The organism is Saccharomonospora sp. NB11 (genome assembly GCF_015910535.1).
Classification (GTDB): Bacteria; Actinomycetota; Actinomycetes; order Mycobacteriales; family Pseudonocardiaceae; genus Saccharomonospora.
The window spans coordinates 216594-238157 of the sequence record NZ_JACBJG010000005.1 but is presented as its reverse complement, the minus strand read 5'-3'; the positions used below and the strand labels follow the sequence as shown (position 1 = coordinate 238157).

29 protein-coding genes are annotated in these 21564 nt (G+C 71.1%); 13 read left to right on the top strand and 16 right to left on the bottom strand.

What is annotated here, in order from left to right; all coding sequences use genetic code 11:
• Nucleotides 1–70: 70 nt before the first annotated feature.
• Together JAV51_RS09730 and JAV51_RS09725 are read right to left on the bottom strand one after the other, a co-directional pair.
• On the bottom strand, nt 71–499 hold the full coding sequence (locus JAV51_RS09730; RefSeq protein WP_197320346.1) for a DUF4383 domain-containing protein: 429 nt from the start codon (nt 497–499) through the stop codon (nt 71–73).
• Between the two features lie 56 nt (nt 500–555).
• Nucleotides 556–999: an ATP-binding protein gene (locus JAV51_RS09725; protein ID WP_197320345.1), complete on the bottom strand. Its 444-nt coding sequence runs from the start codon at nt 997–999 to the stop codon at nt 556–558.
• A gap of 188 nt (nt 1000–1187) precedes the next feature.
• Here JAV51_RS09725 and JAV51_RS09720 point away from each other — a divergent pair, with 188 nt between their 5' ends.
• From JAV51_RS09720 to JAV51_RS09700, 5 genes are read left to right on the top strand one after another with little or no spacing between them, the layout of a single operon-like run.
• Nucleotides 1188–1601 (top strand): phage holin family protein, encoded by a 414-nt coding sequence (locus JAV51_RS09720; protein ID WP_197320344.1) that lies wholly within the window; start codon nt 1188–1190, stop codon nt 1599–1601.
• On the top strand, nt 1598–1870 hold the full coding sequence (locus JAV51_RS09715) for a DUF3618 domain-containing protein (RefSeq protein ID WP_197320343.1): 273 nt from the start codon (nt 1598–1600) through the stop codon (nt 1868–1870). Before JAV51_RS09720 ends, JAV51_RS09715 begins: the two co-directional genes overlap by 4 nt.
• Entirely contained in the window at nt 1867–2130 is a 264-nt protein-coding gene (locus JAV51_RS09710) for a DUF4235 domain-containing protein (RefSeq protein ID WP_197320342.1), read from the top strand. The genes JAV51_RS09715 and JAV51_RS09710 overlap by 4 nt, the downstream gene beginning before the upstream one ends.
• 4 nt (nt 2131–2134) lie before the next feature.
• A complete protein-coding gene (locus JAV51_RS09705; RefSeq protein WP_197320341.1) occupies nt 2135–2791 on the top strand; it encodes a HemK2/MTQ2 family protein methyltransferase in 657 nt (218 codons plus the stop codon).
• Complete coding sequence (locus JAV51_RS09700; protein WP_374059004.1) at nt 2763–3020, top strand: CDGSH iron-sulfur domain-containing protein; 258 nt, start codon at nt 2763–2765, stop codon at nt 3018–3020. Before JAV51_RS09705 ends, JAV51_RS09700 begins: the two co-directional genes overlap by 29 nt.
• An 18-nt stretch (nt 3021–3038) precedes the next feature.
• Here the strand turns inward: JAV51_RS09700 and JAV51_RS09695 are convergent, their stop codons facing one another.
• The 3 genes from JAV51_RS09695 to JAV51_RS09685 all read right to left on the bottom strand — a co-directional run bounded on the left by JAV51_RS09695 (nt 3039) and on the right by JAV51_RS09685 (nt 5803).
• Nucleotides 3039–4088 (bottom strand): iron-containing redox enzyme family protein, encoded by a 1050-nt coding sequence (locus JAV51_RS09695; protein WP_307845821.1) that lies wholly within the window; start codon nt 4086–4088, stop codon nt 3039–3041.
• A gap of 70 nt (nt 4089–4158) precedes the next feature.
• Nucleotides 4159–4755, bottom strand: a complete 597-nt coding sequence (locus JAV51_RS09690) for a hypothetical protein (protein WP_197320340.1) — start codon at nt 4753–4755, stop codon at nt 4159–4161.
• Nucleotides 4756–4984: 229 nt separating this feature from the next.
• Nucleotides 4985–5803, bottom strand: a complete 819-nt coding sequence (locus tag JAV51_RS09685; protein WP_197320339.1) for an alpha/beta fold hydrolase — start codon at nt 5801–5803, stop codon at nt 4985–4987.
• Between the two features lie 69 nt (nt 5804–5872).
• Here JAV51_RS09685 and JAV51_RS09680 point away from each other — a divergent pair, with 69 nt between their 5' ends.
• The 3 genes from JAV51_RS09680 to JAV51_RS09670 all read left to right on the top strand — a co-directional run bounded on the left by JAV51_RS09680 (nt 5873) and on the right by JAV51_RS09670 (nt 8043).
• Entirely contained in the window at nt 5873–7204 is a 1332-nt protein-coding gene (locus JAV51_RS09680) for a PLP-dependent aminotransferase family protein (protein WP_197320338.1), read from the top strand.
• A gap of 66 nt (nt 7205–7270) precedes the next feature.
• The gene (locus JAV51_RS09675; RefSeq protein WP_197320337.1) at nt 7271–7585 is read left to right on the top strand and encodes a DUF2795 domain-containing protein; all 315 of its coding nucleotides are present in this window, start codon (nt 7271–7273) and stop codon (nt 7583–7585) included.
• Between the two features lie 65 nt (nt 7586–7650).
• A complete protein-coding gene (locus JAV51_RS09670; protein WP_197320336.1) occupies nt 7651–8043 on the top strand; it encodes a hypothetical protein in 393 nt (130 codons plus the stop codon).
• Nucleotides 8044–8106: 63 nt separating this feature from the next.
• On the opposite strand, the gene JAV51_RS09665 is transcribed toward JAV51_RS09670, so the two are convergent.
• Nucleotides 8107–8313, bottom strand: coding sequence for a Rho termination factor (locus JAV51_RS09665; protein WP_197320335.1), 207 nt, complete (start codon nt 8311–8313; stop codon nt 8107–8109).
• Nucleotides 8314–8399: 86 nt separating this feature from the next.
• Between JAV51_RS09665 and JAV51_RS09660 the strand changes: the two genes are divergently transcribed.
• Nucleotides 8400–9563, top strand: coding sequence for a site-2 protease family protein (locus tag JAV51_RS09660; protein WP_197320334.1), 1164 nt, complete (start codon nt 8400–8402; stop codon nt 9561–9563).
• A 25-nt stretch (nt 9564–9588) separates the two neighbouring features.
• Here the strand turns inward: JAV51_RS09660 and JAV51_RS09655 are convergent, their stop codons facing one another.
• The 5 genes from JAV51_RS09655 to JAV51_RS09635 form a co-directional block, all read right to left on the bottom strand.
• Complete coding sequence (locus tag JAV51_RS09655) at nt 9589–10644, bottom strand: NAD-dependent epimerase/dehydratase family protein (RefSeq protein ID WP_197320488.1); 1056 nt, start codon at nt 10642–10644, stop codon at nt 9589–9591.
• 5 nt (nt 10645–10649) lie between these two features.
• Nucleotides 10650–11084 (bottom strand): SRPBCC family protein, encoded by a 435-nt coding sequence (locus tag JAV51_RS09650; protein ID WP_197320333.1) that lies wholly within the window; start codon nt 11082–11084, stop codon nt 10650–10652.
• Between the two features lie 67 nt (nt 11085–11151).
• Complete coding sequence (folP, locus tag JAV51_RS09645; RefSeq protein ID WP_197320332.1) at nt 11152–12018, bottom strand: dihydropteroate synthase; 867 nt, start codon at nt 12016–12018, stop codon at nt 11152–11154.
• A gap of 42 nt (nt 12019–12060) precedes the next feature.
• On the bottom strand, nt 12061–12660 hold the full coding sequence (locus tag JAV51_RS09640) for a DNA-binding response regulator (RefSeq protein ID WP_197320331.1): 600 nt from the start codon (nt 12658–12660) through the stop codon (nt 12061–12063).
• The gene (locus JAV51_RS09635) at nt 12660–13847 is read right to left on the bottom strand and encodes a histidine kinase (protein WP_307845817.1); all 1188 of its coding nucleotides are present in this window, start codon (nt 13845–13847) and stop codon (nt 12660–12662) included. The genes JAV51_RS09640 and JAV51_RS09635 overlap by 1 nt, the downstream gene beginning before the upstream one ends.
• A 123-nt stretch (nt 13848–13970) precedes the next feature.
• On the opposite strand from JAV51_RS09635, the gene JAV51_RS09630 reads away from it, so the two are divergent.
• Both JAV51_RS09630 and JAV51_RS09625 read left to right on the top strand, forming a co-directional pair.
• Nucleotides 13971–14897, top strand: coding sequence for an ABC transporter ATP-binding protein (locus JAV51_RS09630; protein WP_197320329.1), 927 nt, complete (start codon nt 13971–13973; stop codon nt 14895–14897).
• Nucleotides 14894–15628 (top strand): ABC transporter permease, encoded by a 735-nt coding sequence (locus JAV51_RS09625; protein ID WP_197320328.1) that lies wholly within the window; start codon nt 14894–14896, stop codon nt 15626–15628. The genes JAV51_RS09630 and JAV51_RS09625 overlap by 4 nt, the downstream gene beginning before the upstream one ends.
• Before the next feature lie 46 nt (nt 15629–15674).
• Here the strand turns inward: JAV51_RS09625 and JAV51_RS09620 are convergent, their stop codons facing one another.
• Nucleotides 15675–16496 carry an SAM-dependent methyltransferase gene (locus tag JAV51_RS09620; protein ID WP_307845814.1) on the bottom strand — a complete coding sequence of 274 codons (822 nt, stop codon included), beginning with the start codon at nt 16494–16496 and terminating at the stop codon, nt 15675–15677.
• Nucleotides 16497–16562: 66 nt separating this feature from the next.
• Nucleotides 16563–17033, bottom strand: a complete 471-nt coding sequence (locus JAV51_RS09615; protein WP_197320326.1) for a hemerythrin domain-containing protein — start codon at nt 17031–17033, stop codon at nt 16563–16565.
• Between the two features lie 177 nt (nt 17034–17210).
• Between JAV51_RS09615 and JAV51_RS09610 the strand changes: the two genes are divergently transcribed.
• The gene (locus JAV51_RS09610; RefSeq protein ID WP_197320325.1) at nt 17211–17765 is read left to right on the top strand and encodes an NUDIX hydrolase; all 555 of its coding nucleotides are present in this window, start codon (nt 17211–17213) and stop codon (nt 17763–17765) included.
• 24 nt (nt 17766–17789) lie between these two features.
• Here JAV51_RS09610 and map read toward each other — a convergent pair whose 3' ends face one another.
• On the bottom strand, nt 17790–18560 hold the full coding sequence (gene map / locus JAV51_RS09605; RefSeq protein ID WP_197320324.1) for a type I methionyl aminopeptidase: 771 nt from the start codon (nt 18558–18560) through the stop codon (nt 17790–17792).
• An 85-nt stretch (nt 18561–18645) separates the two neighbouring features.
• Between map and JAV51_RS09600 the strand changes: the two genes are divergently transcribed.
• A complete protein-coding gene (locus tag JAV51_RS09600; RefSeq protein ID WP_005444461.1) occupies nt 18646–18912 on the top strand; it encodes a helix-turn-helix domain-containing protein in 267 nt (88 codons plus the stop codon).
• Nucleotides 18913–18969: 57 nt separating this feature from the next.
• Here JAV51_RS09600 and JAV51_RS09595 read toward each other — a convergent pair whose 3' ends face one another.
• Nucleotides 18970–20001, bottom strand: coding sequence for a LacI family DNA-binding transcriptional regulator (locus JAV51_RS09595; RefSeq protein ID WP_197320323.1), 1032 nt, complete (start codon nt 19999–20001; stop codon nt 18970–18972).
• Nucleotides 19994–21562 (bottom strand): glycoside hydrolase family 13 protein, encoded by a 1569-nt coding sequence (locus JAV51_RS09590; protein WP_197320322.1) that lies wholly within the window; start codon nt 21560–21562, stop codon nt 19994–19996. The genes JAV51_RS09595 and JAV51_RS09590 overlap by 8 nt, the downstream gene beginning before the upstream one ends.
• Between the last annotated feature and the right edge of the window lie 2 nt (nt 21563–21564).

The window sequence follows — 21564 nt, the reverse complement described above, 5'->3', positions numbered from 1 at the left end:
CGTGTTAAACCGCGCACGACGCGGCGGGTCGCCGGTCGGTGACACCCGGTGGCGAGCGACGGCGGGCTCGTCACGTGGCGTGTCCGGTGGCCGTCCCGCCTCGGGTGGGAACCACGGTGGCCAGCAGTCCGAGCACCGCCGTCACCCCGTACAGGCACGCGTTGGCCACGTGGACGTTCGCCAGATTGCCGAGCGGCGAGACGGTGACGGCGAGGATGCTGTATGCCGAGAGCCCGGTGAACGCGAAGAAACTCAACCACCCGAAGGCGCGCAGGTTACCCTCGTTGTGGGTGGCGGCCAACCCCAATGCCCCGACCGCGGTGTGGCCGATGTTCAACAGGCCGCTGACCCCGAACACCCACACCGTGCGCGACGGGTCGTAGCCCATGTCCGACCCGGCCACGGCGAACCCGGCGATGCCGAGCACCAGGTAGGCCAACCCGATCACCCCGACCCCGATGCGCAGCGTCGGGGACGGTGACGGTGTCGAAGGATTCATCGTGCCCCTTCCGACGTCGTGGACCGTGACCGCCGCGCTCGGCGCGGTCGAGCGGCCTAGCGAGCCATGCGTCCCGCCCCCTGCTTCGCGAAGTCGATGTGCACGACGCGGTCGGTGTCCCGGTGCGGGTCGTTCTCGTACCGCCACGCCGACACGGAGTCGGTGACCGTGCCCAGCACCTGCCACCCGAGGGACTGTGAACTCGGTACGCCGCCGGAGACGGTCGTGGCGAACACCTCTGCGCGCAGCGTCCCGAACGTGACCGACAGCCGGCAGGTGAGCAGCGCGCCGGGGACGGAGGCGCGGATCAGGCTCGCGCACGCCTCGTCGACGGCGAGGACGATGTCGGTGACCTCGTCGGGCCCGAACCCCTCGCGTTGCGCCACTGCCTGAGCCAGCAGTCGGATCGCGGACAGGTGCCGCGGGTCGGCCGGGACCCGCAGCTCCATCGGCCCGTGGCACCTCGGGCCGAACCAGTCCACCAATTCGTGTCTTCCCATGATGCCGCCGGGATACCCCCAGGTCCGATGTCCACACTCACCCGGGTGCAAGTCCGCGGATTCCGCCGTTCGCGGGCGTTTCGCCGGGCTGTCGCGAAGGTTTGTGCCAGGTCGCTGCGGGGCACACGGTGACCACTGCCGGGTGCCCACTCGGTGCCGCCTGTGCACGACGAACTCGGGAGGAAACCGTGGTGTACGACCAACAGCGTGACGCCATGGAACAGCGCTCGGTGGCGGAACTCGTCAACGACCTGTCCGCGCAGGTGAGCAGGCTCGTCCGGGACGAGATGATGATCGCCAAGGCGGAGCTGCAGGCCAAAGGCAAGCGGGTCGGGGTGGGCGCCGGAATGGCCGGGGCCGGGGGGCTCGTCGCGCTGTTCGGACTCGCGGTGCTCGTCACCGCGGCCATCCTGGCGCTCGCGCTCGTCTTGCCCGCCTGGGCGGCGGCGCTCGTGGTGGGCGGCGCGCTGTTGCTGCTGGCGGGTCTGCTCGCGCTGCTGGGCAGACGTCAGATGCAGAAGGCGTCACCGCCCGTGCCACGGGAGTCGATCGAGAGCGTGCGCAAGGACATCGCCGTGGTGAAGGAGTCGATGCGGCGATGAGTGCCTCGACACCGAGCGAATCCGACGAGTTCCCGCAGACGGTGGAGCAGGCCCGCACCGACATCGAGCTGACCCGCCAGGAGCTGCGCGAGACGGCCAGGGAACTCATGCAGCGGTTGAACGTGGGTGAACGGGCCAAGGAGCAGTTCCAGGATCGGTCCCGGGTCGTGCTCGACACGATGCGCGCGAATCCCGTGCTCGTCGCGGCCTGCGGCTCCGTGCTCGCACTGGCCTTCGGGGGGCTGCTCACCTGGAGGATCAAGCGATGAAGGCGCTCTACCGGCCGCTCAGCCTGATCGTGAGCTTCGGGGGAGCACTGCTGTCCAGCGCGATGTTCAGGCAGGTGTGGAAGCGGGTGACGGGCGATTCGAAGGCCCCGAAACCCACCGACCGACGATTCACCGCATGGCAGGTCGTCGCTGCCGCCGCCGCGCAGGGGGCGATCGCGGGCGCGGTGAGGGCGGCGGTCGACCGGGCCGGTGCCGCGGGTTACGAGAAGGCGACCGGTGCCTGGCCGGGGAATGAGTAGACGAATGCTGTTGCTGCGACCTCCCGGGGTGTATCGGCCTCAGGACGACACCGAGCTGCTGACGGAGGCGTTCCGCGGGGTGACCCTGCCGGAGGACGCGCGGGTGCTCGACGTCGGCACCGGCACGGGTGCACTGGCTCTCACGGCGGCGCGCGCCGGGGCGGCCGAGGTCCTCGCCGTGGACGTGTCGCGCCGGGCGCTCGCCGCCGCGTGGCTCAACGCGCGGGTGCGGAGGCTGCCCGTGCGGGTGTGCCGGACGGACGTGGTCACCGCGCCACCGCCCGGGCCGTTCGACTTGGTGCTCGCCAACCCGCCGTACGTGCCGTGGTCGTCGGAGTCGCCGAAGCGCTCACGTCGGTGGGACGCGGGCGACGACGGTCGCTCGGTGATCGATCCGCTGTGTGCCGTCGTCCCCACTCTGCTGTGCGAGGGTGGGTGCTTCCTGCTCGTGCAGTCGTCGTTGTCCGGGGTCGAGGCGACGGTGTCGGCGTTGGCGGAGGCCGGGCTGAAGACGTCGGTCGTGGCGCGCCAGCCGGTGCCGTTCGGTCCGGTGCTGCGAGGACGGGCACGGTATCTCGAACAGCGCGGCCTGATCGCCGACGGCCAGCGCGAGGAGGAGTTGGTGGTGATCCGTGCCGACCGCACCGAACGGACGGCCTGACCGTCCCGTCTCCGCACACCGCGACGCGCGGGCGCCTGGCATCGCGCGGCAGCCGCGCCGGGTCACCGTGGTGCCCGGGGGGCCCGTGCTGGTCGAGGGCCCGGTGGAGTTCCAGCTCCCCGACGGCTCGACCGTGGTGTCGGACCGGTTCCAGGTCGCCGTCTGCGCGTGCCGTCGCAGCCGCAACTACCCGTTCTGCGACGCCAGCCACCGCCGCAAGCGGCGTTGACCGGCGTCGCCGTCGGGCTCAGCGCGCAGGATCGGTGACCTCGGTCTCCAGCGGGATCGTGGGCAGGCCCCGCCGCCAGTGGCTCATCAGGTGGTCGGCGAGGTGGGCTTCGAGCAGCTCGGTGGCCTGGATGCCGAACACCACGTCGGCGGCGAGGTCGGGTTCGTGGCGCAGCAGGTCGCCGATCACCTCGTGACGCATCACCTGCTCGTGCACCGCGTCGGCCTCGACGTGCTCGGAGAAGAAGAAACGGCAAGCCTCGGGCGCGCCGAGCCGGTCGATCGCCTGCACCATCCGGCTCGCGCTGGGTGCCGTGCTGATCTCGGCTGCCGCGAAGTGACCCACGAGGGCCGCACGCAACGTCCGATGCAGACCGAACAGCGACATCAGGTTCACGGTGGCGAGCGCCTGCGGCGGGGCCTGGTCGAGGTAGCCGAGGTAGTCGCTGCGCAGTCCGGCGGCGTCGAGCAGATCGGCGTAGAGCCGGGAGTGCATGCGGTCGTGGCGACCTCCGCCGTACTCGTCGAACTCGACGGCCACGAGCGCGGCCTTCGCCTGCCCGCGGAGTCGGGGGATCGCCCACGCGTGGGGGTCGGCCTCCTTGAGGTGGTAGATCGAGCGCAGGGCGAAGTACTCCCGTAGCTGTTCCCACGTGCCTTCGTCGCGCAACCAGTGGCTCGGCCCGGAGCCGTGGACGGGCTCCACCAGCAGTTCGTCGAGCGTGCCCTCGACGTCGGTGTCGCGCCCCCGACCGGGCACGTCGGCTCGCAACGCCGTGAGGAATCGGGCCTCCAGTTCCGACCGCAGGCGCAACAGCTCGGGGTCCCACTCCCAGTCGGGTGCGGCGTCGGAAAACCCTCGGTAGTGCAGTTCGTAGCAGACTTGCAGGGTGAGCTGGAGATCGTCGCCGTAGGGGTCGAGTGGTGCGACGTCGGAGGGAAGCGTGGTGCGGCCGGGTTCGTCCCGTAGCGCTGACACCACGGCCGCCGACACCGGGCCGCGGGGAAGCGGCAGCGGTGCCACCTCGGCGGGGGTCGACGGGGCGGGGGCTCTCACACTCGTACTCACACGAGCGGGCTACCCGAGGTGCGCTCGCGGTACACCGCGTCGGCGGTGTGGACGGTGCGGTCGAGGTGGGTCAGAACCAGCAGCCGATCCACCACTTGGGAGTGCACTCCTCCTCTTCTTCCTCCTCGTCCTCACCGTCGTCGGGGTCGTCGGACGGCGTGGTGGTGGGCGGCGTGGACGGCGGGGGAGTGCTGGTCGGGCCCGACGGCGGTGTCGACGGAGTGGTCGTGGCCTCGTCGGGGTCTTCGTCGCCGTCGTCGGGATCGGTGGGATCGCCGGGATCACCGACGTCGTCGGAGTCGCCCGGGCCGGTGTCGCCCGGAGGTTCGCCGCCGCCGTCGGGGAGTTCCTCCAGCGGGGACGACGAGATCTGCCGAGTGGGGTTCGTGGTCTCGGAGACGATCTCGTGGCTCGACGTGGGAGCGACGGTCTGGGTGGGGTAGAGGTCGGTGCGTTCGGGGTCGATGACCACGATCCGCTCGCCGCCGTCGTCCGCCCGGTCGTCACGGTTGCTCGGTGCGAGGTTCACGACGATGGCCGCGACTCCGCACCCCACCACCACGGCACCCATGACCGCGAGCATGCGGATCCGCGAGCCCGGCCCCGGCGGATTCCGATCGTTCCAGTCGTCGTCGGGGAGCCGGGCCACCGACACATCGTTGTCCACGTACTGAGCCCTCCGGACCAGGAACAGCCGAGCTGAGCTGTCTTACCGTAGATCATGACGGTGGGTCGTCACGGGTAGGGATTGCCCGTCCGGCCCCCGGTCCTGTGGCACAATGGCCCGTTCCCGACACGCCTGGTTACCGTCGGCGACGACGGTGGTCACCGTCCGCGTCGTCGCCGTGTCGGTCTCCTGTCCACAGTGTCCGGTCTGGGCGTGGTCGTCCGGCTCGTCACTCCGAGCGCGTCGACCGCAGGAACGTGACGAGGTGGTCGTTGAACTCGGTCTCCCGTTCGAGGTTCGGCAGGTGTCCGACCCTGTCGAGGACCACGAGCCGGGAATGCCGGATGCGCTGGGCGAGCAGTTCGGCCTCCGCGACGGGCGTGTACGTGTCCTCGGTGCCGACGACGACGAGCGTGGGCACCGTGACGTCGTCGAGGTGGTCGACGTAGTCGGGCCTCGCGGCCCGGCCCCGCATCGCGGCCGCCGCCCCCAACGGTGGGGCCGCGTGCATCATCCGGCTCACGTGCTTCACGGTGGCGGGCAGCGTCCGCCTGCTGTGTTCGCCGAGCATGCGGGGGAGTAACTCGTCGGGGAGGGAGCCCATCCCCCCGCTGCGGGACAGTCGTTCGGCTGTCTCCAGTCGTTCGCGTCGTTGGGCCGGCGTGTCGGCGCGTGCCGAGGTGGCGGCGAGCACGAGCGCGTCGATCCGTTCGCCGAACTGGCGGTGGCACTCCAGGGCGAGTTGGCCCCCCATCGACAGTCCACCGAGGACGAACGTGTCGATGCCGAGGTGGTCGAGGAGGACGGCCACGTCGAGGGCGTGCTGCGCGAACGGGGTGGTGAGGTCGGGCGTGGCGGTGTCGAGTCGACTGCCTCCGTAGCCGCGGAGATCCGGTGCCACCACGCGGAAACCCTCGGCGGCGAGTCGCTGCACCTGGGGGCGCCACAGCGAGCGATCGAAGGGGTGGCCGTGCAGGAGGACCACGACGTCACCGTGGCCGACATCGTCGTAGTCGAGTGCCAGTCCGGGGAGTGATATCGAGGTCACGCCCCGACGCTATCGAGTGCATTGCCTCGGTTCAATGAAAACATTGACCTCGGTGCAATAATGCCCGCCATGCGTGACTACCGTGCGCTCGCCGACCGCGTGGCCGCCGACATCCGTGCCGGCCGCCTGCGTTCCGGTGAACGCCTTCCCACCCAACGCCGCTTCGCTCGCGACCACGGCATCGCGGTGTCCACGGCAGCGCGGGTCTACCAGGAGCTCACTCGCCGGGGACTCGTCATCGGCGAGGTCGGCCGAGGAACCTACGTGCGCGCGATGCGGACCCGCCCCGAACCCGCGCTCGCCGAGCCGGGAGCGGCCCGGGTGGACCTCGAACTGAACATCGCGCTGCCTCCTGGCCTGCCGGACTCGGCGGACGAGTTGCGTGCGGGGTTCGACCGGCTGTCGCGGCCCGACGTGCTCACCGAGGCCCTGCGGCCCACGGGGGTGGCCGGAACCGCGGCGGCGCGCTCCGCCGCGGCAACGGTGCTCGCCCGTGAGGGCTGGACGCCCGACCCGGACGCGGTGATGTTCGCGGGCAACGGTCGGCAGGCCATCGCGGCGGCGGTGTCCGCCCTCGTCGACGTCGGCGGGCGACTCGGCGTCGAGACCCTCACGTATCCCGTGGTGAAGAGCATCGCCGCGAGACTCGGCGTGACGCTCGTGCCCTTGCCCGTCGACGAGCACGGGCTCGTACCCGAGGCCGTCCGCGAGGCCCGCCCCGGTGCGCTCTACGTCCAACCGACGCTGCACAACCCGCTCGGGACGACGATGCCGGAGTCACGTCGGCAGGAGCTGGCCGAGGTGATGAACGCGCTCGGCATCAGCGCGGTGGAGGACACCATCTACGCCTTCCTTCGCGACGAGGTGCCGCTGGCCGCCTACGCGCCGGACCGCACGATCCTTGTGGACAGTCTGTCGAAGCGATTCTCGCCGGGCTTGACGCTCGGGTTCCTCGTCGCTCCCCGGGAGTTGTCGGGACCGGTGGCGTGTGCGCTGCGCTCCGGAGGGTGGACTGCGCCCGGTTTCGCCCTCGTCGCCGCCACCCACTGGATCGAGGACGGCACCGTGGCCACGGTGCAGCAACGCAAACGTCTCGACGCCGCGCACAAGTCACAGATCGTCCGCAGTGGACTCGAAGGGTTCGCTCTGCGGGGTGATCCCGCCGCCTACCACTGCTGGTGGGAACTGCCGCAGCCGTGGCGCGCCGACACGTTCGTCGCCGCGGCAGCGCGCCGGGGCATCGCGGTGAGTCCCTCGGGTTCCTTCGCCGTGGGAACCGCGTACGCCCCCTGCGCGGTGCGGCTGGCCTTCGCGGGACCCGATCCGTCTACAGTGGAAAGCGCGGTGGGTGTGCTGGCGCGGCTCGCGCGTGCGGCCCCGGAGGACGAGCTCGGCGACTGACCCGCCGGTCCGTGTGACCGTTTCACCTCCCCGGCCCGGGGGTAGCCGCGCCGTGGAGGTGACGACATGCCAACGACCACACGACGCCTGCACGCGGCGCTCGCCGAGGCTGACTTCCCCGCCGACCGCGCGGAGCTGGTGCGCTGCGCGGAGCGGGCCGGGGCCGACGCCGACACCCTGCGGGAACTGAAGGGGATGCCCGACGAGACGTACGCCGGACTGGGCGAGGTCGAGCGAGCCGTGTCGTTCGTGACGCCGGCGGACATCCGTGATCGCGTGCAGCGTCGGCGTCAGCACACCAAGCCCGGCCTGTCCGAGCAGGCCACGGAGGTCGAGCCCCATCCGATCGTCGAGGAACTCGGCGAGAACCGGGGCAGTTGAGCCGTTTGTCCGGGTCGGCCCACGGGTAGCTGTTCAGCGAACGACTCGACGAGAGTAAGGCGATCATGGAGCTATCCGGCAGTGGCGAAGCGGAGAACTCGCCCGCACGGCTCGCCGCCCGCGCGGAGGACGCGGTCAGGGCATTGTCGCTGCGTACCTCGAACCCCGTCGACGGCGACATCCTCGCGAGTCCCGGGGAGATGCACGAGGTGCTGGGCTCGTTGAAGCTGCTCGTCGACAACCTCTCCCGCTGTCTTCCCGAGATGGCCACCTGGCTCGAACAGTGCCTCTGGTGCGGTCGTGTCGGGGGACAGGACCCGCGTGCGTACGGGGAGGTCGCCGAGTCGATCTTCGAGGTCGCGTCCGCGCTGGCTCGGGCGCACCGGATGGGGACGGCCCTGAGCCGGGAGATCCAGGCGGCGCAGTCCGCCAGCAGTGACCTCATGGTCAGCGACTGAGCGGCACGCCCCGCACACGGCGGCGCGGGCGGTCGATCCGGACCGCCCACGCGTGTGATCGGCTCACCTCGTCGGCTCACCGTCGGTGTCCACCTCGTCGCTCGGCTGCCGCGGCGACGGTGGCTGGTGAGAGTTCGCCTCGCGTTGCTGCTCGATCGCCTCGATCAGCTCGCCCTGGCTCATGTGCGCGACGAACGGGATGCCCTCCTCGTGGGCCGTCTCGGTCAGCTCACCCCAGGTTCGGTCGTGCAGGTCGTTCCGCTGCGGCATGGTCTTCCTCCGGTCTGCCGGCTACGGCATGCGGGTAGCCCACCGGGGACGGCGTTAACCCATTCGGAGGCTGGTGGAGGTGTCACATGTCCTCGACGTTGCGGCTCGGCACGATCGCCGGTATCCGCGTCGGCGCGCACTGGAGCGTGCTCGGCATCCTGCTCGTCCTCGTGGTGGCACTCGGCTTCCGGAACTGGCCGGTTCTGGCACCCGGCTACCCCGACGGCGTCTACGTGCTGGCGGCCGTGGTGGCGGCGTTGCTGTTCCTGGCGTCGCTGTTGGCGCACGAACTCGCGCACGCCGTCGTGGCGCGGCGGCAGGGCATCGACGTCGACGACATCACCCTGTGGTTGCTGGGCGGAATCGCCCGCCTTCGTGGCGAGGCCCGCACGCCGGGGGCGGACCTGCGGGTCGCGGCGGCGGGGCCGTTGGTGAGCGTGCTGTGCGGCGCGCTCTTCGGCGCGCTGGCCTGGCTGCTCGTGACCGTGGACGCGCCGTTCCTCATGGTGATGGTGGCGCTCTACCTCGCGCTGTTCAACGGGGTGCTCGCCGTGTTCAACCTCATCCCCGCCGCTCCGTTGGACGGGGGCCGAATCCTGCGGGCGGGATTGTGGGCATGGAAGGGCGACCGTCACGTGGCCTCGCTGTGGAGTGCTCGCGCCGGACGGGGCTTCGGCGTGCTGCTGATCCTGGCGGGCGTGTGGCAGTTGCTGTTCGTGGGCATCGGCGGTGGCCTGTGGTGGGTACTGGTCGGCCTGTTCGTCGTCACCGTCGCCGGGGCCGAGGAACGTCAGGCACGCCTCGGCAGCACCCTGGAGGACGTGCCGGTGGCCGACGTGATGACCGCCGACCCCGACACCACCGACGCGACGCTCACCGTCGACGACTTCCTCCACGACGTCGTGCTCGTGCGGCGACACTCGGCGTTTCCTGTGGTCGACGCGCGCGGACACGTGGAGGGCCTCGTCACGCTGAACCGCCTGCGCTCGGTGCCGCTCTCCGAGCGGGGCACCACGCGTGTCCACGACGTGGCCTGTCCGGTGCGCGAGGTCCCGACGGTCACCCCGGACACGCCGCTCGTCGACCTGCTGCCCGAGCTGGGGCAGGCGCCGGACGGCCGCGCGCTGGTGTTCGACGGTGATCGCCTCGCCGGGATCGTGACGCCCACCGACGTGAGCCGAGCCGTGGCGCTGCGCAGCCTCGTCGCCGGGAGAGGCGAGGCCCGCTCCGTCCCGCCGCCCGGGAAGTGACGTGCCGCCCGGGAGGTGACCGGCGTCAGGGACGTCGGCCGACCCCGGTGGCCAGCTCGCCGAGTCGGCCACCGGGGACCGACGGGGCGAGCGGCGGCGTGGCCTCACCGGCTCGCTCGCGCAGCCCGGTGAGGAACTCGGTGAGTGCCTCGTCGGCCGTGTGCCGTGGCGTCCAGCCGAGTTCCGTGCGCGCCCGCGTGGTGTCCATCAACGGCAACCGCAGCACCGCGTCGAGCAGCCCCGGTGAGGCGGGCACCAAGCGCAGGGTCCAGGCCGCCGCCACGACCGCTCGCAGCAGGCGGGACGGCACGGTGACCGGGCGGGCGTCGAGCAACCGCGCCACGGTGGCACCGTCCACGACCTCGTCGGCGGCGATGTTGAACGCGCCCCGCACGTCTCGGGTCGCGGCGAGCGCGAACGCGCGCCCGGCGTCGGCGGAGTGCACCACCTGCATGCGCAACGACGGCGTGGTCGGCACGACCGGGATCACCCCGGGGCGCACCAGGGACGTCGGCACGAACGGCCCGAGGAACAACCGTCGTTGTTGCGACGCCGTCTCTCGCCGGAAGACGAAACCCGGTCGCAACCGCACCACGCGGATCGACGGGTGCTCGGCCTCGAAAGCGTCGAGCGCCCGCTCCAGGTACGCCTTCTCCCTCGGATAGGCCGCGCCGGGCCAGCCGTGGGTGGGCCAGTCCTCCGTGACCGCGTGGTCCTTCGGCCCCGGCGAGTAGGCCCCGACCGACGACGAGTGCACGAGTGCGGGCACCGCGCACCGGGCGACGGCCTCGAAGACCCGGAGACTGCCGAGGACGTTGGCGCGCCAGGTGGTCGCCGGGTCCCGGGTGGGCTGGAAGAGCCACGCGAGGTGCACGACCGCGTCGGCGTCGGCGAACGCCGAGTCGAGTTCGGCGTCGTCGGCGGTGCCGAGGTCGAGCTGCTCGATCGTCAACGTCGGGTGCGACCAGCGGGGCTTGCGCCGGGCGACACCGACGATCGAGTCGACCTCCGGGACGGCTCCGAGCGCCTCCACCACGCTGGTGCCGAGGTTGCCGGTCGCGCCGGTCACCACGACGCGCATACCGGTCACGGGGTCGGCTCGGTGCGGTCCTGCACGAGCGAGGCCAACCGGTCGAGTGCCTGCTCGATCCGGCTGTCGACGTCGGCGCTGCGCTCCCCGCCCAACGTCTCCGGTGCCGGTCCAGCGAAACCAACGTGCAGGGTGGCGAGCGCGGCACGCGACCCGGCGCCACCGTGGGGTTCGATCTGCAACCAGCCCTCGTAGCCGGTGTCGTCGCCGCCCCACCGCAGGCGCATCCGGTCGCGGTCGGCGTCGACGTAGCCGGTCTCGTCACGGACCTCGCTGCCGCTGTCCACCCAGGCGTGCAGGGTGCCGTCCCCTTCCGGTTCCACCTCGACGCCCTCGGGCGTCCAACTGTCCAGCGACGCGATGCTGGAGGCGACGTCGAAGACGACGCGGGGGTCGGCGTCGATGACTCGGGTGTGCTCGAAATCGGTCATGGCGCTGGCATACCCCACCCGGACGGGGCTATACCTGCCCGACCGTCCCGCACGGACCGCCCTCGACCTACGTCATGCCCCGCAGGACGAACGACGGGGGCCGGGTGCCCCGGATGCTGGCCACCATGTCCACCACCTGCCGGGTCCGGCGCACCTCGTGAGCGCGGAACACCGCCGCGCCCTCCCACGCCGCGACGGCCGTCGCCGCGAGCGTGCCGTCGACGCGGTCGCCCAGTTCGGCATCGAGGGTCTCGCCGACGAAGTCCTTGTTCGACAGGGCGAGCAGCACCGGCCACGGGGTCGAGGTCAACTCCGACAGCCGCCGCAACAGTTCCAGACCGTGCCAGGTGTTCTTGCCGAAGTCGTGGGTCGGGTCGATGAGGATGCCACCGCGAGGCACGCCGAGCGAGGCCACGTGCTCGGCCCGCCGGGTGACCTCCTCCGCCACGGCCGCCACCACGTCGTCGTAGGCCACGCGGTGGGGCAGGGTCCGTGGGGCGGCCCCGCCCGTGTGCGAGCAGACGTAACCGGCGCCGAACTCGGCCGCCACCTCCGCCAACGCGGGGTCGGCGGACTGCCAGGTGTCGTTGAGCAGATCCGCGCCTTCCTCGCACACCGCCCTGCCGACCTCCGACCGCCACGTGTCCACGCTGATGATCAGGTCGGGATACCGGTCGCGGACCGCGGTGACGACAGGGGCGACACGGCGGATCTCCGCCGCCACGGACACGTCCGAGCCGGGCCCGGCCTTGACCCCGCCGATGTCGACGATGTCGGCGCCGTCGGCGACGGCGGTGTCCACGGCCCGGACGGCGGCGTCGAGTGAGTAGGTGGCACCTCGGTCGTAGAACGAGTCGGGGGTCCGGTTGACGATGGCCATGACGAACGCTCGGTCGCGTTCCACGACACGGCCACGGCACTGCAAGGTCACCACGGCAACGACCCTAGTCCTGTCGCCACGCCCGACCTCGCGACGTCAGATCCAGCCTTCCTCCCAGGCGCGGCGGGCCGCCTCGTAGCGAGTGGACACGCCGAGCTTCGACATGGCCGACGACAGGTAGTTGCGCACCGTCCCGGGAGCGAGGTGCGCCTGCTCGGCGATGGCCGACACCGTGCTGCCCGTGTGCGCGTACCGCAGCAGTTCCAACTCCCGTTCGGTGAGCGGGCAGCTCGACGCCGTGAGCGCGGTCGCGGCGATCTCGGGGTCCACGTACCGCTTGCCTGCGTGGACGTCCCGCAGGATCTCCGCCAACCGACTCGCGGCCGTCGTCTTGGGCACGAACCCCCGCACCCCACTGGCGAGTGCCCGCTTCAGCACGCCGGGACGCGCGTGTCGGGTGACGATCACGACGGGGACGTCGAGCTCGGCGCGGACCCGACTCGCCGCCTCCAGGCCATCGCAGCCCGGCATCTCCAGGTCGAACACCGCCAGGTCGGGCCGGGTCGACCGCACCAGGTCGACGGCAGTGTGTCCGTCCCCGGCCTGCCCCACGACCTCGATGTCGTCCTCCAACCCGAGCAGCGTGGCGAGCGCTCCGCGGATCAGGTCCTCGTCGTCGGCCAACACGATGCGCATCAGTCGTTCCGCCTCCGCGTGGGCGCGTGACCGCCCAGCTCGAACACCGCCGTCTCACCGTCTCCGATCACCCGACCCTCGACGTCACCGCCCAGTGTCGCGAACCGCTCGCGCAGTCCGGTGATCCCGCTGCCGGGGCCACTGTTCCGGGGTGTGATGCCGTCGTTGACCAGCCGGATGCGAGCCGTCGTGGAGTCGACCTCCACCACGACGTCGCAGCGGCTGGCGTCGCTGTGCCGGAGGATGTTCGTCGTCCCCTCCCGGATCAGGGCGCCGAACAGCGTCTGGAGGGGCGGCGGCACGGCCCGCGCGTCACCCCGCACGTGGGTGTCGATGCCCGCGGCGCCGAGCAGCTCCACGGCATTGGCGAGTTCGCGCCGCAGATCGGTGCTCCGGTAGCCGTGCACGACGCGCCGGGTGTCCGTCATGGCGGTTCTGGCGAGTTCGGTCAGTTCGGCGGCGTGTTCCCTGGCCGCCTCGTCGTCACGGCCGATGAGACGTTCGGTGAGCTCGCCCTTCAGCATGATCGCCTGCAAGTGGTGACCCTGGATGTCGTGCAGGTCGGCGGCGAAGCGGAGGCGTTCTCGCGCCACGGCGAGTTCCTCGGCGAGTTCGCGCGAACGGTCGAGCTGCACGACCATGTCCCAGAACCAGACCTGGGTCAAATCGAGCGCCGCGAAACACAGCACGAACGCCGAGGCGAGCAGCGCCATGAACCACGGGATCCCGACGGGGTCGACGTCGCGGACGGGGATCGCCGCCAGGCTCGCTCCGGCGGCCCCGACCGCCAGCCCGAGGGTCGTGAGCAGCCGCCGTCCCTTCGGGGTGTTGAGCACCACGCCACCGGCGACGAGGCCGGGCAGGAACGCCCACGACGTCGGATTGCCCACCACGGCCACGGCGTAGCCCCAGACGGCCGTGACCGCCGCGAACGTGAGGACGTGTTCGACCGTCGGACCGCGGTGGTCCTGGCTCAGACTGTGGTGGACGAAGCGCGTGCGCTGCACGACCACCACCACTCCCGCGCCGATCGTCGTCATGAGCAGAACCGGTCGTGGTTCCTGATCGTCGGCCGCGAGCTGCAGCCACGGGATCAGAGCGAGGTAGCTCAGCGCGGCCAGCGACCACCACGTGTACTTGTGCAGTCGCCGCAGCATCGTCCCGTACTCGGGCCTGACGTCGCTCACGTCCCGGAGCATAGCCCCGTCCCACCCGGATGACAGATGTCACGGGCGACGCGTGCGAAATCCCATGTGGACCGTTGACAGGCAGCTCTACCGGGGACTTCGCGGTCGCAGCACGCTGGAGACATGACTGACATAGTGGTGGCCGCGGAGGGTCTGCGTTGCGTCTACGGCGACTTCGTCGCCGTCGGTGACGTGAATCTGTCGGTGCGGCGGGGGGAGATGTTCGCGCTCCTGGGAACGAACGGGGCGGGCAAGACCACGACGATGGAGACGCTGGAGGGGCACCGCGCGCCGACGTCGGGGACGGTCCGGGTGCTGGGTCATGACCCGCACCGGGACCGGTCGGTGGTGCACGCGCGGTGCGGCATCATGCTGCAGTCCGGGGGCTTCGCAGGCGACCTCACCGTGAGGGAGACGACCCGGATGTGGAGCGGCGTGATCTCCCGGAAGTCCGATGTGGATGATTTGCTTCACCGGCTCGACCTCGCGCATCGGGTGGACGTGCGGGTGAAGAACCTGTCGGGCGGTGAGCAGCGGAGGCTGGACCTCGTCCTCGCCACGCTCGGCAGGCCCGAGGTGCTGTTCCTGGACGAGCCCACCACGGGACTCGACCCGGAGTCGCGGCAGGCGACGTGGGAGCTGGTCGAGGAACTGCTCGCCGACGGCACCACGGTCGTGCTGACCACGCACTACCTGGAGGAAGCCGAACGGCTGGCGCATCGGCTGGCGATCATGCACGAGGGTCGGATCGCCGTCGAGGGCAGCCTCGCCGACGTGCTCGGCCGTTACCGGGCTCGCATCGACTTCCGGCTGGTGACGTCGACGGCGGCGCTACCCGCGTTGCCGGAGCTGCTCGGCGACGCCGACGTCACGCCCGACGGGTACGTCACAGTCGCCACCGAACACCTGCAGGCCGACCTGGAGCGGGTACTCGCGTGGGCCCGCCACCACGATCTGCGCCTGCACGGTCTGGCCGCCCGACACGCCTCGCTCGACGAGGTGTTCCGCGACGTCATCTCGACGACGAGTCCTCTGGAGGTGGCCGCATGAACGCGACCGCGTTGACCTCGGTCTCCTCCGCCGCGCTGCGGCTCTTCGTGCGCAACACCGCGGTGGCGGTGTCCGCGCTGCTGCTGCCGTTGGTGATCGGAGGCATGTTCGTGGTGTCCGGCATGGAGACCATGTCGGAGCCGGAGTGGGGTTTCCTCGTGGCGTTGATGCTGCTGTCGGTGTTCGGCATGTCGGGCTGCATCGCCGCCGCGGGAACCCTCAGCTACCGCCGCGACGAGCTGTACCTGAAGCGGCTGCGGTGCTCGGAGGCCTCCGACGCCACGATCCTCGCCGGGGTGCTCGCGCCGGTGGTGCTGGTGACGCTCGTGCAGTGCGTGCTCATGCTCGTGCTGGTCGGTGTGGTTGCCGGGACGGCACCGCGCGACCTCGGGCCGGTGGTCGCCGCCATCGTCCTGGGCACGGTGTGCAGCGTGGGCATCGGGATGGCCACCACCGGGTTCTCGTCGTCGGGGGAGCAGGCCCAGACGGTGGCGATGCCCGCGTTCTTCGTGCTGATCGGCACCGCCGTCTGGGCGGGCATGGACCTCGCCGAGGGACTGAGCGTGCCGCAACTGCTCACGCCGGGCGGCGCGACGGTGCAACTGATGCACCTGGCGTACGCGGAGGCGCCGTCCGGTCAGGCCCTCCCGGCGATCGGCGGGCTGGTGCTCTGGGCGATCGTCGGCGTGGTCGCGGCGAAGCGCTACTTCCGCTGGGAGCCTCGGCACTGAACGGGTGGCCGGTCCGCAACCAGGCGGATCGGCCACCCGACGTCGGTCACGCCGTCTTGCGACCCACTCCGGCCACGGCACGCGAGCGGGCGGGGTCACCGACGAACGGCGTCTCGGGCCGCCACTGCGGCAACCACACCAGACCCGGCTCGACGAGGTCGAAGTCGCCGAACAGCTCCGCGATCTCGGCGCGGCTGCGCAGGCCGCCGGTGCCGTTGTTGGCGGTCCGGGTCCGATAGTCGTCGCTGATCCGGCCGAACGCCTCCTGCGTCTGCGCGTCGCCGTCGTCGAGGCACGCGTGGGAGAGCAGCAGCAGACTGCCGGGCGCGAGCTGGTCGCGGTAGTACGCGAGCACGGTCTCCGGCTTCCGCTCCGAGGGCAACAGGTGCAGCAGCGCCACCGTCAACAGGCAGACCGGCTCCCGCGGGTCGATGCCTTCGGCCAGCACGCGGTCCCAGAGGTCCGGACCGTCGAAGAAGTCCCCGGCCAGGGCGCGATGCCGGGTCGGGTCGGCGGTGTCCTCCAGCAGGATCTGCGCGTGGGCGTGGGCCACGGGCTCGTTGTCGATGTAGACGACGCGGCTCTCACCGGGCGCCACCTCGTCGGCGACCTCGTGCACGCTGCCCTGGGTCGGCAGACCGCACCCGATGTCGACGAACTGCCGAATGCCTTCGGCGGCGGCGAAGCGGACGGCCCTGCGGAGGAACGCCCGGTTTTCACGGACTGCTTCCCGGATCTCGGGAGCGCGGGCGAGCTGCGCCTCGGCGAACTCCCGGTCGACGGCGTAGTTGTTCGTCCCGCCGAGCCAGTAGTCGTAGACGCGCCCGGAACTCGGGCGGCTCAGGTCGAGCGATGAATAGTCGGCCACGCGCCCGAGCGTAGCGAAGAGAGGCGCCGACGCGAAGAACATCGTCGAACGTCCGAAACCGAGCCTTCACAACGGTCCGAGGGCGTCGCGGAGTTCGACGTCTAGGTCGAGCGTGTCGAGCACCGCGAGCAGTTGCCGCTCCTCGTACCGGAAGTGGTTCTCCATGATCGCGCCGACGCCGTCGAGATGTCGTTCGAGCTCGTCGTCGGACGCGCCGCGGTCCAAGGCCGCCCGCAGCCCTTCGACCAGGTAGGCGATCATCGAGTGATCCTGTTCGAGCCGGCGCAGCGTGTCCCGTAACTCCGGGTGGGCGGCGGCGATCGCGGGGAACAGCGTCCGGTCCTCGCCTTCGTGGTGTCCGGTCAACGCAGTGCAGAAGCCGTGACAGAACACCAGCAGTTCTCGGACCGGCGGGTCGGGCGTCCCACCACTGTGGAGGGTGTCTCGCGTGACGCGCAGCGCCTCGCGAAGCCGTTCGTGGACGGCGTGCAGTTCTCGACTCCAGGCGATCAGCCTGGTCTTCTCGCCCTCAGCCATGCGAGGGCGAAGGGAACGACGTCAACATCGTCGTGCTCCTTCGGCTCCGGCGCCTCCATGCCTGACACGGTCTGCCACCGACACGCGACGCTGGCCGGGAGGCTACCAGAGACCGATGCGGTGGGGAGGGGGAAAATCGATCGCCCGCGATGTGGTGCGGCCACTAGCGTGCGCCGCATGGTCTCCGAGTCGACGCCGGCGCGCCTGCTGGACTCCCACCGTCCGACCGACGACGTCGAGCATGCCGACCTCGACCGCGTGCGCCGTTGGCTCGACACCACGACCGACCCGTGGGATCGCGCCGCACCGCTGCATCTCACGGCCTCCGCCTTCGTCGTGCACCCGGCCACCGGCCGCGTGCTCCTGCGCTGGCATCCCCGGCAGCGCGCCTGGTTGCACGTCGGCGGACACGGTGACCCGGGGGAGGGCGATCCCGTGGCGATCGCGCGGCGGGAGGCGCGGGAAGAGACCGCGCTCACCGACGTGCGGCCCGGCTCGTCGGCGCTCCTGCACGTCGCGATCGTGCCGGTCGCGACGTCGGGCTCGACCGTGGTCGAGCACGCCGACCTGCGGTTTCTGTTCGTCACCGACCGGCCGGACGACGTGCGGGCCGAACGACCCGACGCGCCGCTTCGGTGGGTGAACCTGCCCGAGGCGCGGGAGCTGACCACCGAGGACAACGTGCGCCGCTCCCTGCGGCGCGTGGAGGCCGCGGTGCGGGGTGCCGGATGACTCGACGCCGAGCCACCCGGTGGTTCACTCCGCGAGTCGGGTGAGGATCACGGGTCCGTCCTCGGTGACGGCCACGGTGTGTTCGGAGTGCGCGGTGCGTGAGCCGTCGGCCGAGCGGATGGTCCAGCCGTCGGGGTCGGTGACGATGCGTGCGCTGCCCGCCGTGAACCACGGCTCCAGCGCCAGCGTCATACCCGGGCGCAACAGGAGGCCCCGGCCGGGACGGCCGCGATTGGGGACGTGGGGTTCCTCATGCATGGTGCGCCCGAGCCCGTGCCCTCCGAACTGTGTGTTGACCCGGTAACCACGGTCGTCCGCCACGGCGGCGACGGCTGCCGAGACGTCGCCGAGCCGGTTGCCGGGGCGTGCCGCCTCGACGGCGGCGGCGAGTGCGTCCTCGGTGGCGCGCACGAGCCTGACGTCGGCCTCGGTGGGTGTCCCGACGATGATGGTGACGGCGGCGTCGGCCACCCAGCCGTCGATCGACACGGCGAGGTCCATGCTCAGCACGTCACCGTCCCGCAGTGGGTAGTCGTGGGGCAGGCCGTGGAGCACGGCGTCGTTGACGGACAGGCAGATCGTGTTGCGGAACGGCCCCCGGCCGAACGACGGGGCGTAATTCCAGTAGCAGGACTCGGCGCCGCGGTCGCGGATCAACGCCCGGGTGTGGTGTTCCAGGTCCAGCAGGTTCACGCCCACGGCGGCCTTCGCCTTGAGGTCGGCGAGGACCTCGGCGACGAACGCTCCGGTGGTGCGCATCCGTTCGATCTCGGCGGGGGACTTCAACTCGATCACGCGACACTCCTGAGTGGTATAAAAATACCGGTCGCGTGCAGCGTAACACGTAGCGGTATTTCTGTACCGGTTCTAGTCTGGTCGCATGGTGCGTCTGCCGCTCACTCCCGAGCAGATCCAGGCCGGAGCCCGGCTCGGGGCGTTGCTGCGCGAACTGCGAGGCGGCCGGGGGCTCGACGACGTCGCCGGCGCGGCCGGTATGTCCCCGGAGACCCTCCGCAAGATCGAGACGGGGCGGCTGCCGAGTCCGGCCTTCGGCACCGTGGTGCGACTCGCGGACGCGCTCGGCGTGTCCGTCGAGAAACTCGCCGAAGCCTGGCGCGACGGCGCCGCGTTCGAAGCCGCATCCTGACGCCTTGGCCGGTTCGCCGTTCGGGCCGCACCACAGGCCCGAACGGCGAACCGGGGATCACCGCGCCGGGGCCGCGGCCGTGGAGCCGCGGACCACGAGCTCCGGCTGGAAGAGGTACTCCTCCGCGGGAGGGACCGCGCCGGCGACCTCGTCCAGCAGCGTGCGCACCGCCGCGGTGGCCATCGCCGTGACCTTCTGCTGGATGGTCGTCAGCGGGGGATCGGTGAACGCGATGAGCGGCGAGTCGTCGTAGCCGACCACCGAGAAGTCCCTCGGCACCTCCAGCCCGCGGCGACGGGCCACGCGAATCGCGCCGAGCGCCATCAGGTCGCTCCCGCACACCACGGCCGTGCAGTCCCGTTCGAGCAGCGTCCAGGCCGCGGAGTGCCCGCCCTCGACGGAGAACAGCGTGTGCACGATCAGCTCGTCGACCTCGCCGGCTCCCACCACGGGGGCCATGAGCTCGCGGAACTTCTCGGCCTTGCGCTGCACGGGCACGAAACGCGCCGGTCCCACCGCGAGGCCGATGCGTTCGTGTCCGAGCTCCCGCAGATGAGTGAGCGCCAGTTCCACGGCCGCCCCGTCGTCGTCGGAGAAGAACGGTGCCTTCACGTCCGGCGCGTACCCGTTGACGAACACCACCGGGACCCCGCTCTCGATCAAACGGCGGTACCGGTCGTGGTCGGCGGTGGTGTCGGCGTGCAGGCCGGACACGAACACGATGCCGGACACGCCGCGAGCGGTCAGCGTCTCGATGAACTCGTCCTCGGTGGCTCCGCCCGGTGCCTGCGTGCAGAGCACCGACCGGTACCCGCGCATCACCAACGTGCGGTCGATGACCTGGGCGAACGCCGGGAAGATCGGGTTGTCCAACTCCGGGATGATCAACCCGATGAGCCCGGAGCTGCGCTGCCGGGCCCGCGCCGGTCGTTCGTAGCCGAGCCGGTCCATCGCCGCGAGCACGGCCTGCCGGGTGGCCGCCGCGACCCCCGGCTTGCCGTTCAACACCCGGCTCACCGTCGCCTCGCTGACGTTCGCCAGTTCGGCGAGGTCAGCGAGGCGAACGCCGTCCAGCGGGCCCTTAGCCATCCCGGTCTCCGCTCCACCACACCGCACTCTCCGGCGGCAACGTCACGGTGTCCTCGTCGACGCCGAGGTCCGCGACGGGGCAGCTCGCCAGTTCGACCGAGCCCGGGCGAGCGATCGTCACCGGCGCCGCGGAGAAGTTCACGGTGCAGGTGAAGTCCGCGCCGCGTCGCAGCGCGAGGACACCCGCGGGCGCGTCGAGCCAGTCGAGTCCGTCCGCCGGAAGCGTGCGGCGCAGCCGCAACGCGGTGCGGTACAGCGACAACATGGAGTCCGGGTCGTCGTGTTGGACCTCGGCGGTGAGACTCGCCCAGTGTGCGGGTTGCGGCAGCCACGACGACGCCCCGAACCCGAACGGCGGCTCGCTGCCCGACCACGGCAGCGGCACGCGGCAGCCGTCCCGGCCGCGCTCGGTGTGGCCCGACCGTTCCCACATCGGGTCGGCGAGCACCTCCTCGGGCAGGTCGGTGATCTCCTCCAGCCCGAGTTCCTCGCCCTGGTACACGTACACCGATCCGGGCAGCGCCATCGTCAGCAGCGCGGCGGCGCGGGCACGACGCATGCCCTGCTCGCCGCCGCCGTAGCGGGTGACGTGCCGCTGGACGTCGTGATTGGACAGCACCCACGTCGACGGCGCGTTCACCCCGGCCACGGCGGCGAGCGAGTCGTCGATCACCTGCCGGAACGCCGTCGCTGACCAGTCCGCCTCGACGTAGTGGAAGTTGAACGCCTGGTGCAGCTCGTCCGGACGCAGGTAGCGCGCCAGACGTTCGGCGTTGGGCACCCACGCCTCCGCGACACCGATGCGCTCGCCGGGGTAGGAGTCGAGGATCTTGCGCCACGCGCGGTAGATCTCGTGCACGCCGTCCTGGTCGAAGTACGGCAGTGCCCGCGACGTGAGCAGCGACGCCTGGTCGGAACACGCGGCGTCCGGCAACCCGTCGGCCTTCACCATGCCGTGGGCGACGTCGATCCGGAAGCCGTCCACGCCCCGGTCGAGCCAGAACCGCAGGATGCTCTCGAACTCCGCCCGCACCTCGGGGTTCTCCCAGTTCAGGTCCGGCTGTCCCGGATCGAACAGATGCAGGTACCACTGGCCGTCGTCGACCTGGGTCCACGCCGGACCACCGAAAATCGACTCCCAGTCGTTCGGCGGACCGCCGTCCCGGCCGTCGCGGAACAGGTACCGGTCACGCGCGGGTGAACCGGGCTCCGCCGCCAGCGCCTCCACGAACCACGGGTGCTGCGACGACGTGTGGTTGGGCACGATGTCGACGATCACCTTGAGCTTGCGGTCGTGCGCCTCGGTGATCAGTGCCTCGGCGTCGGACAGCGTCCCGAAGACCGGGTCGACGTCGCGGTAGTCGGCCACGTCGTATCCGCCGTCGGCCATCGGCGAGGTGTAGAACGGCGTCAGCCACACGGCGTCCACGCCCAGGTCGGCGAGGTAGTCGAGCTTCGACCGCACGCCCGGCAGGTCGCCGATGCCGTCCCCGTTGGCGTCGGCGAAGCTCCGCACGTACACCTGGTAGATCGCCGCGGTGCGCCACCACTCGTTGCTCATGA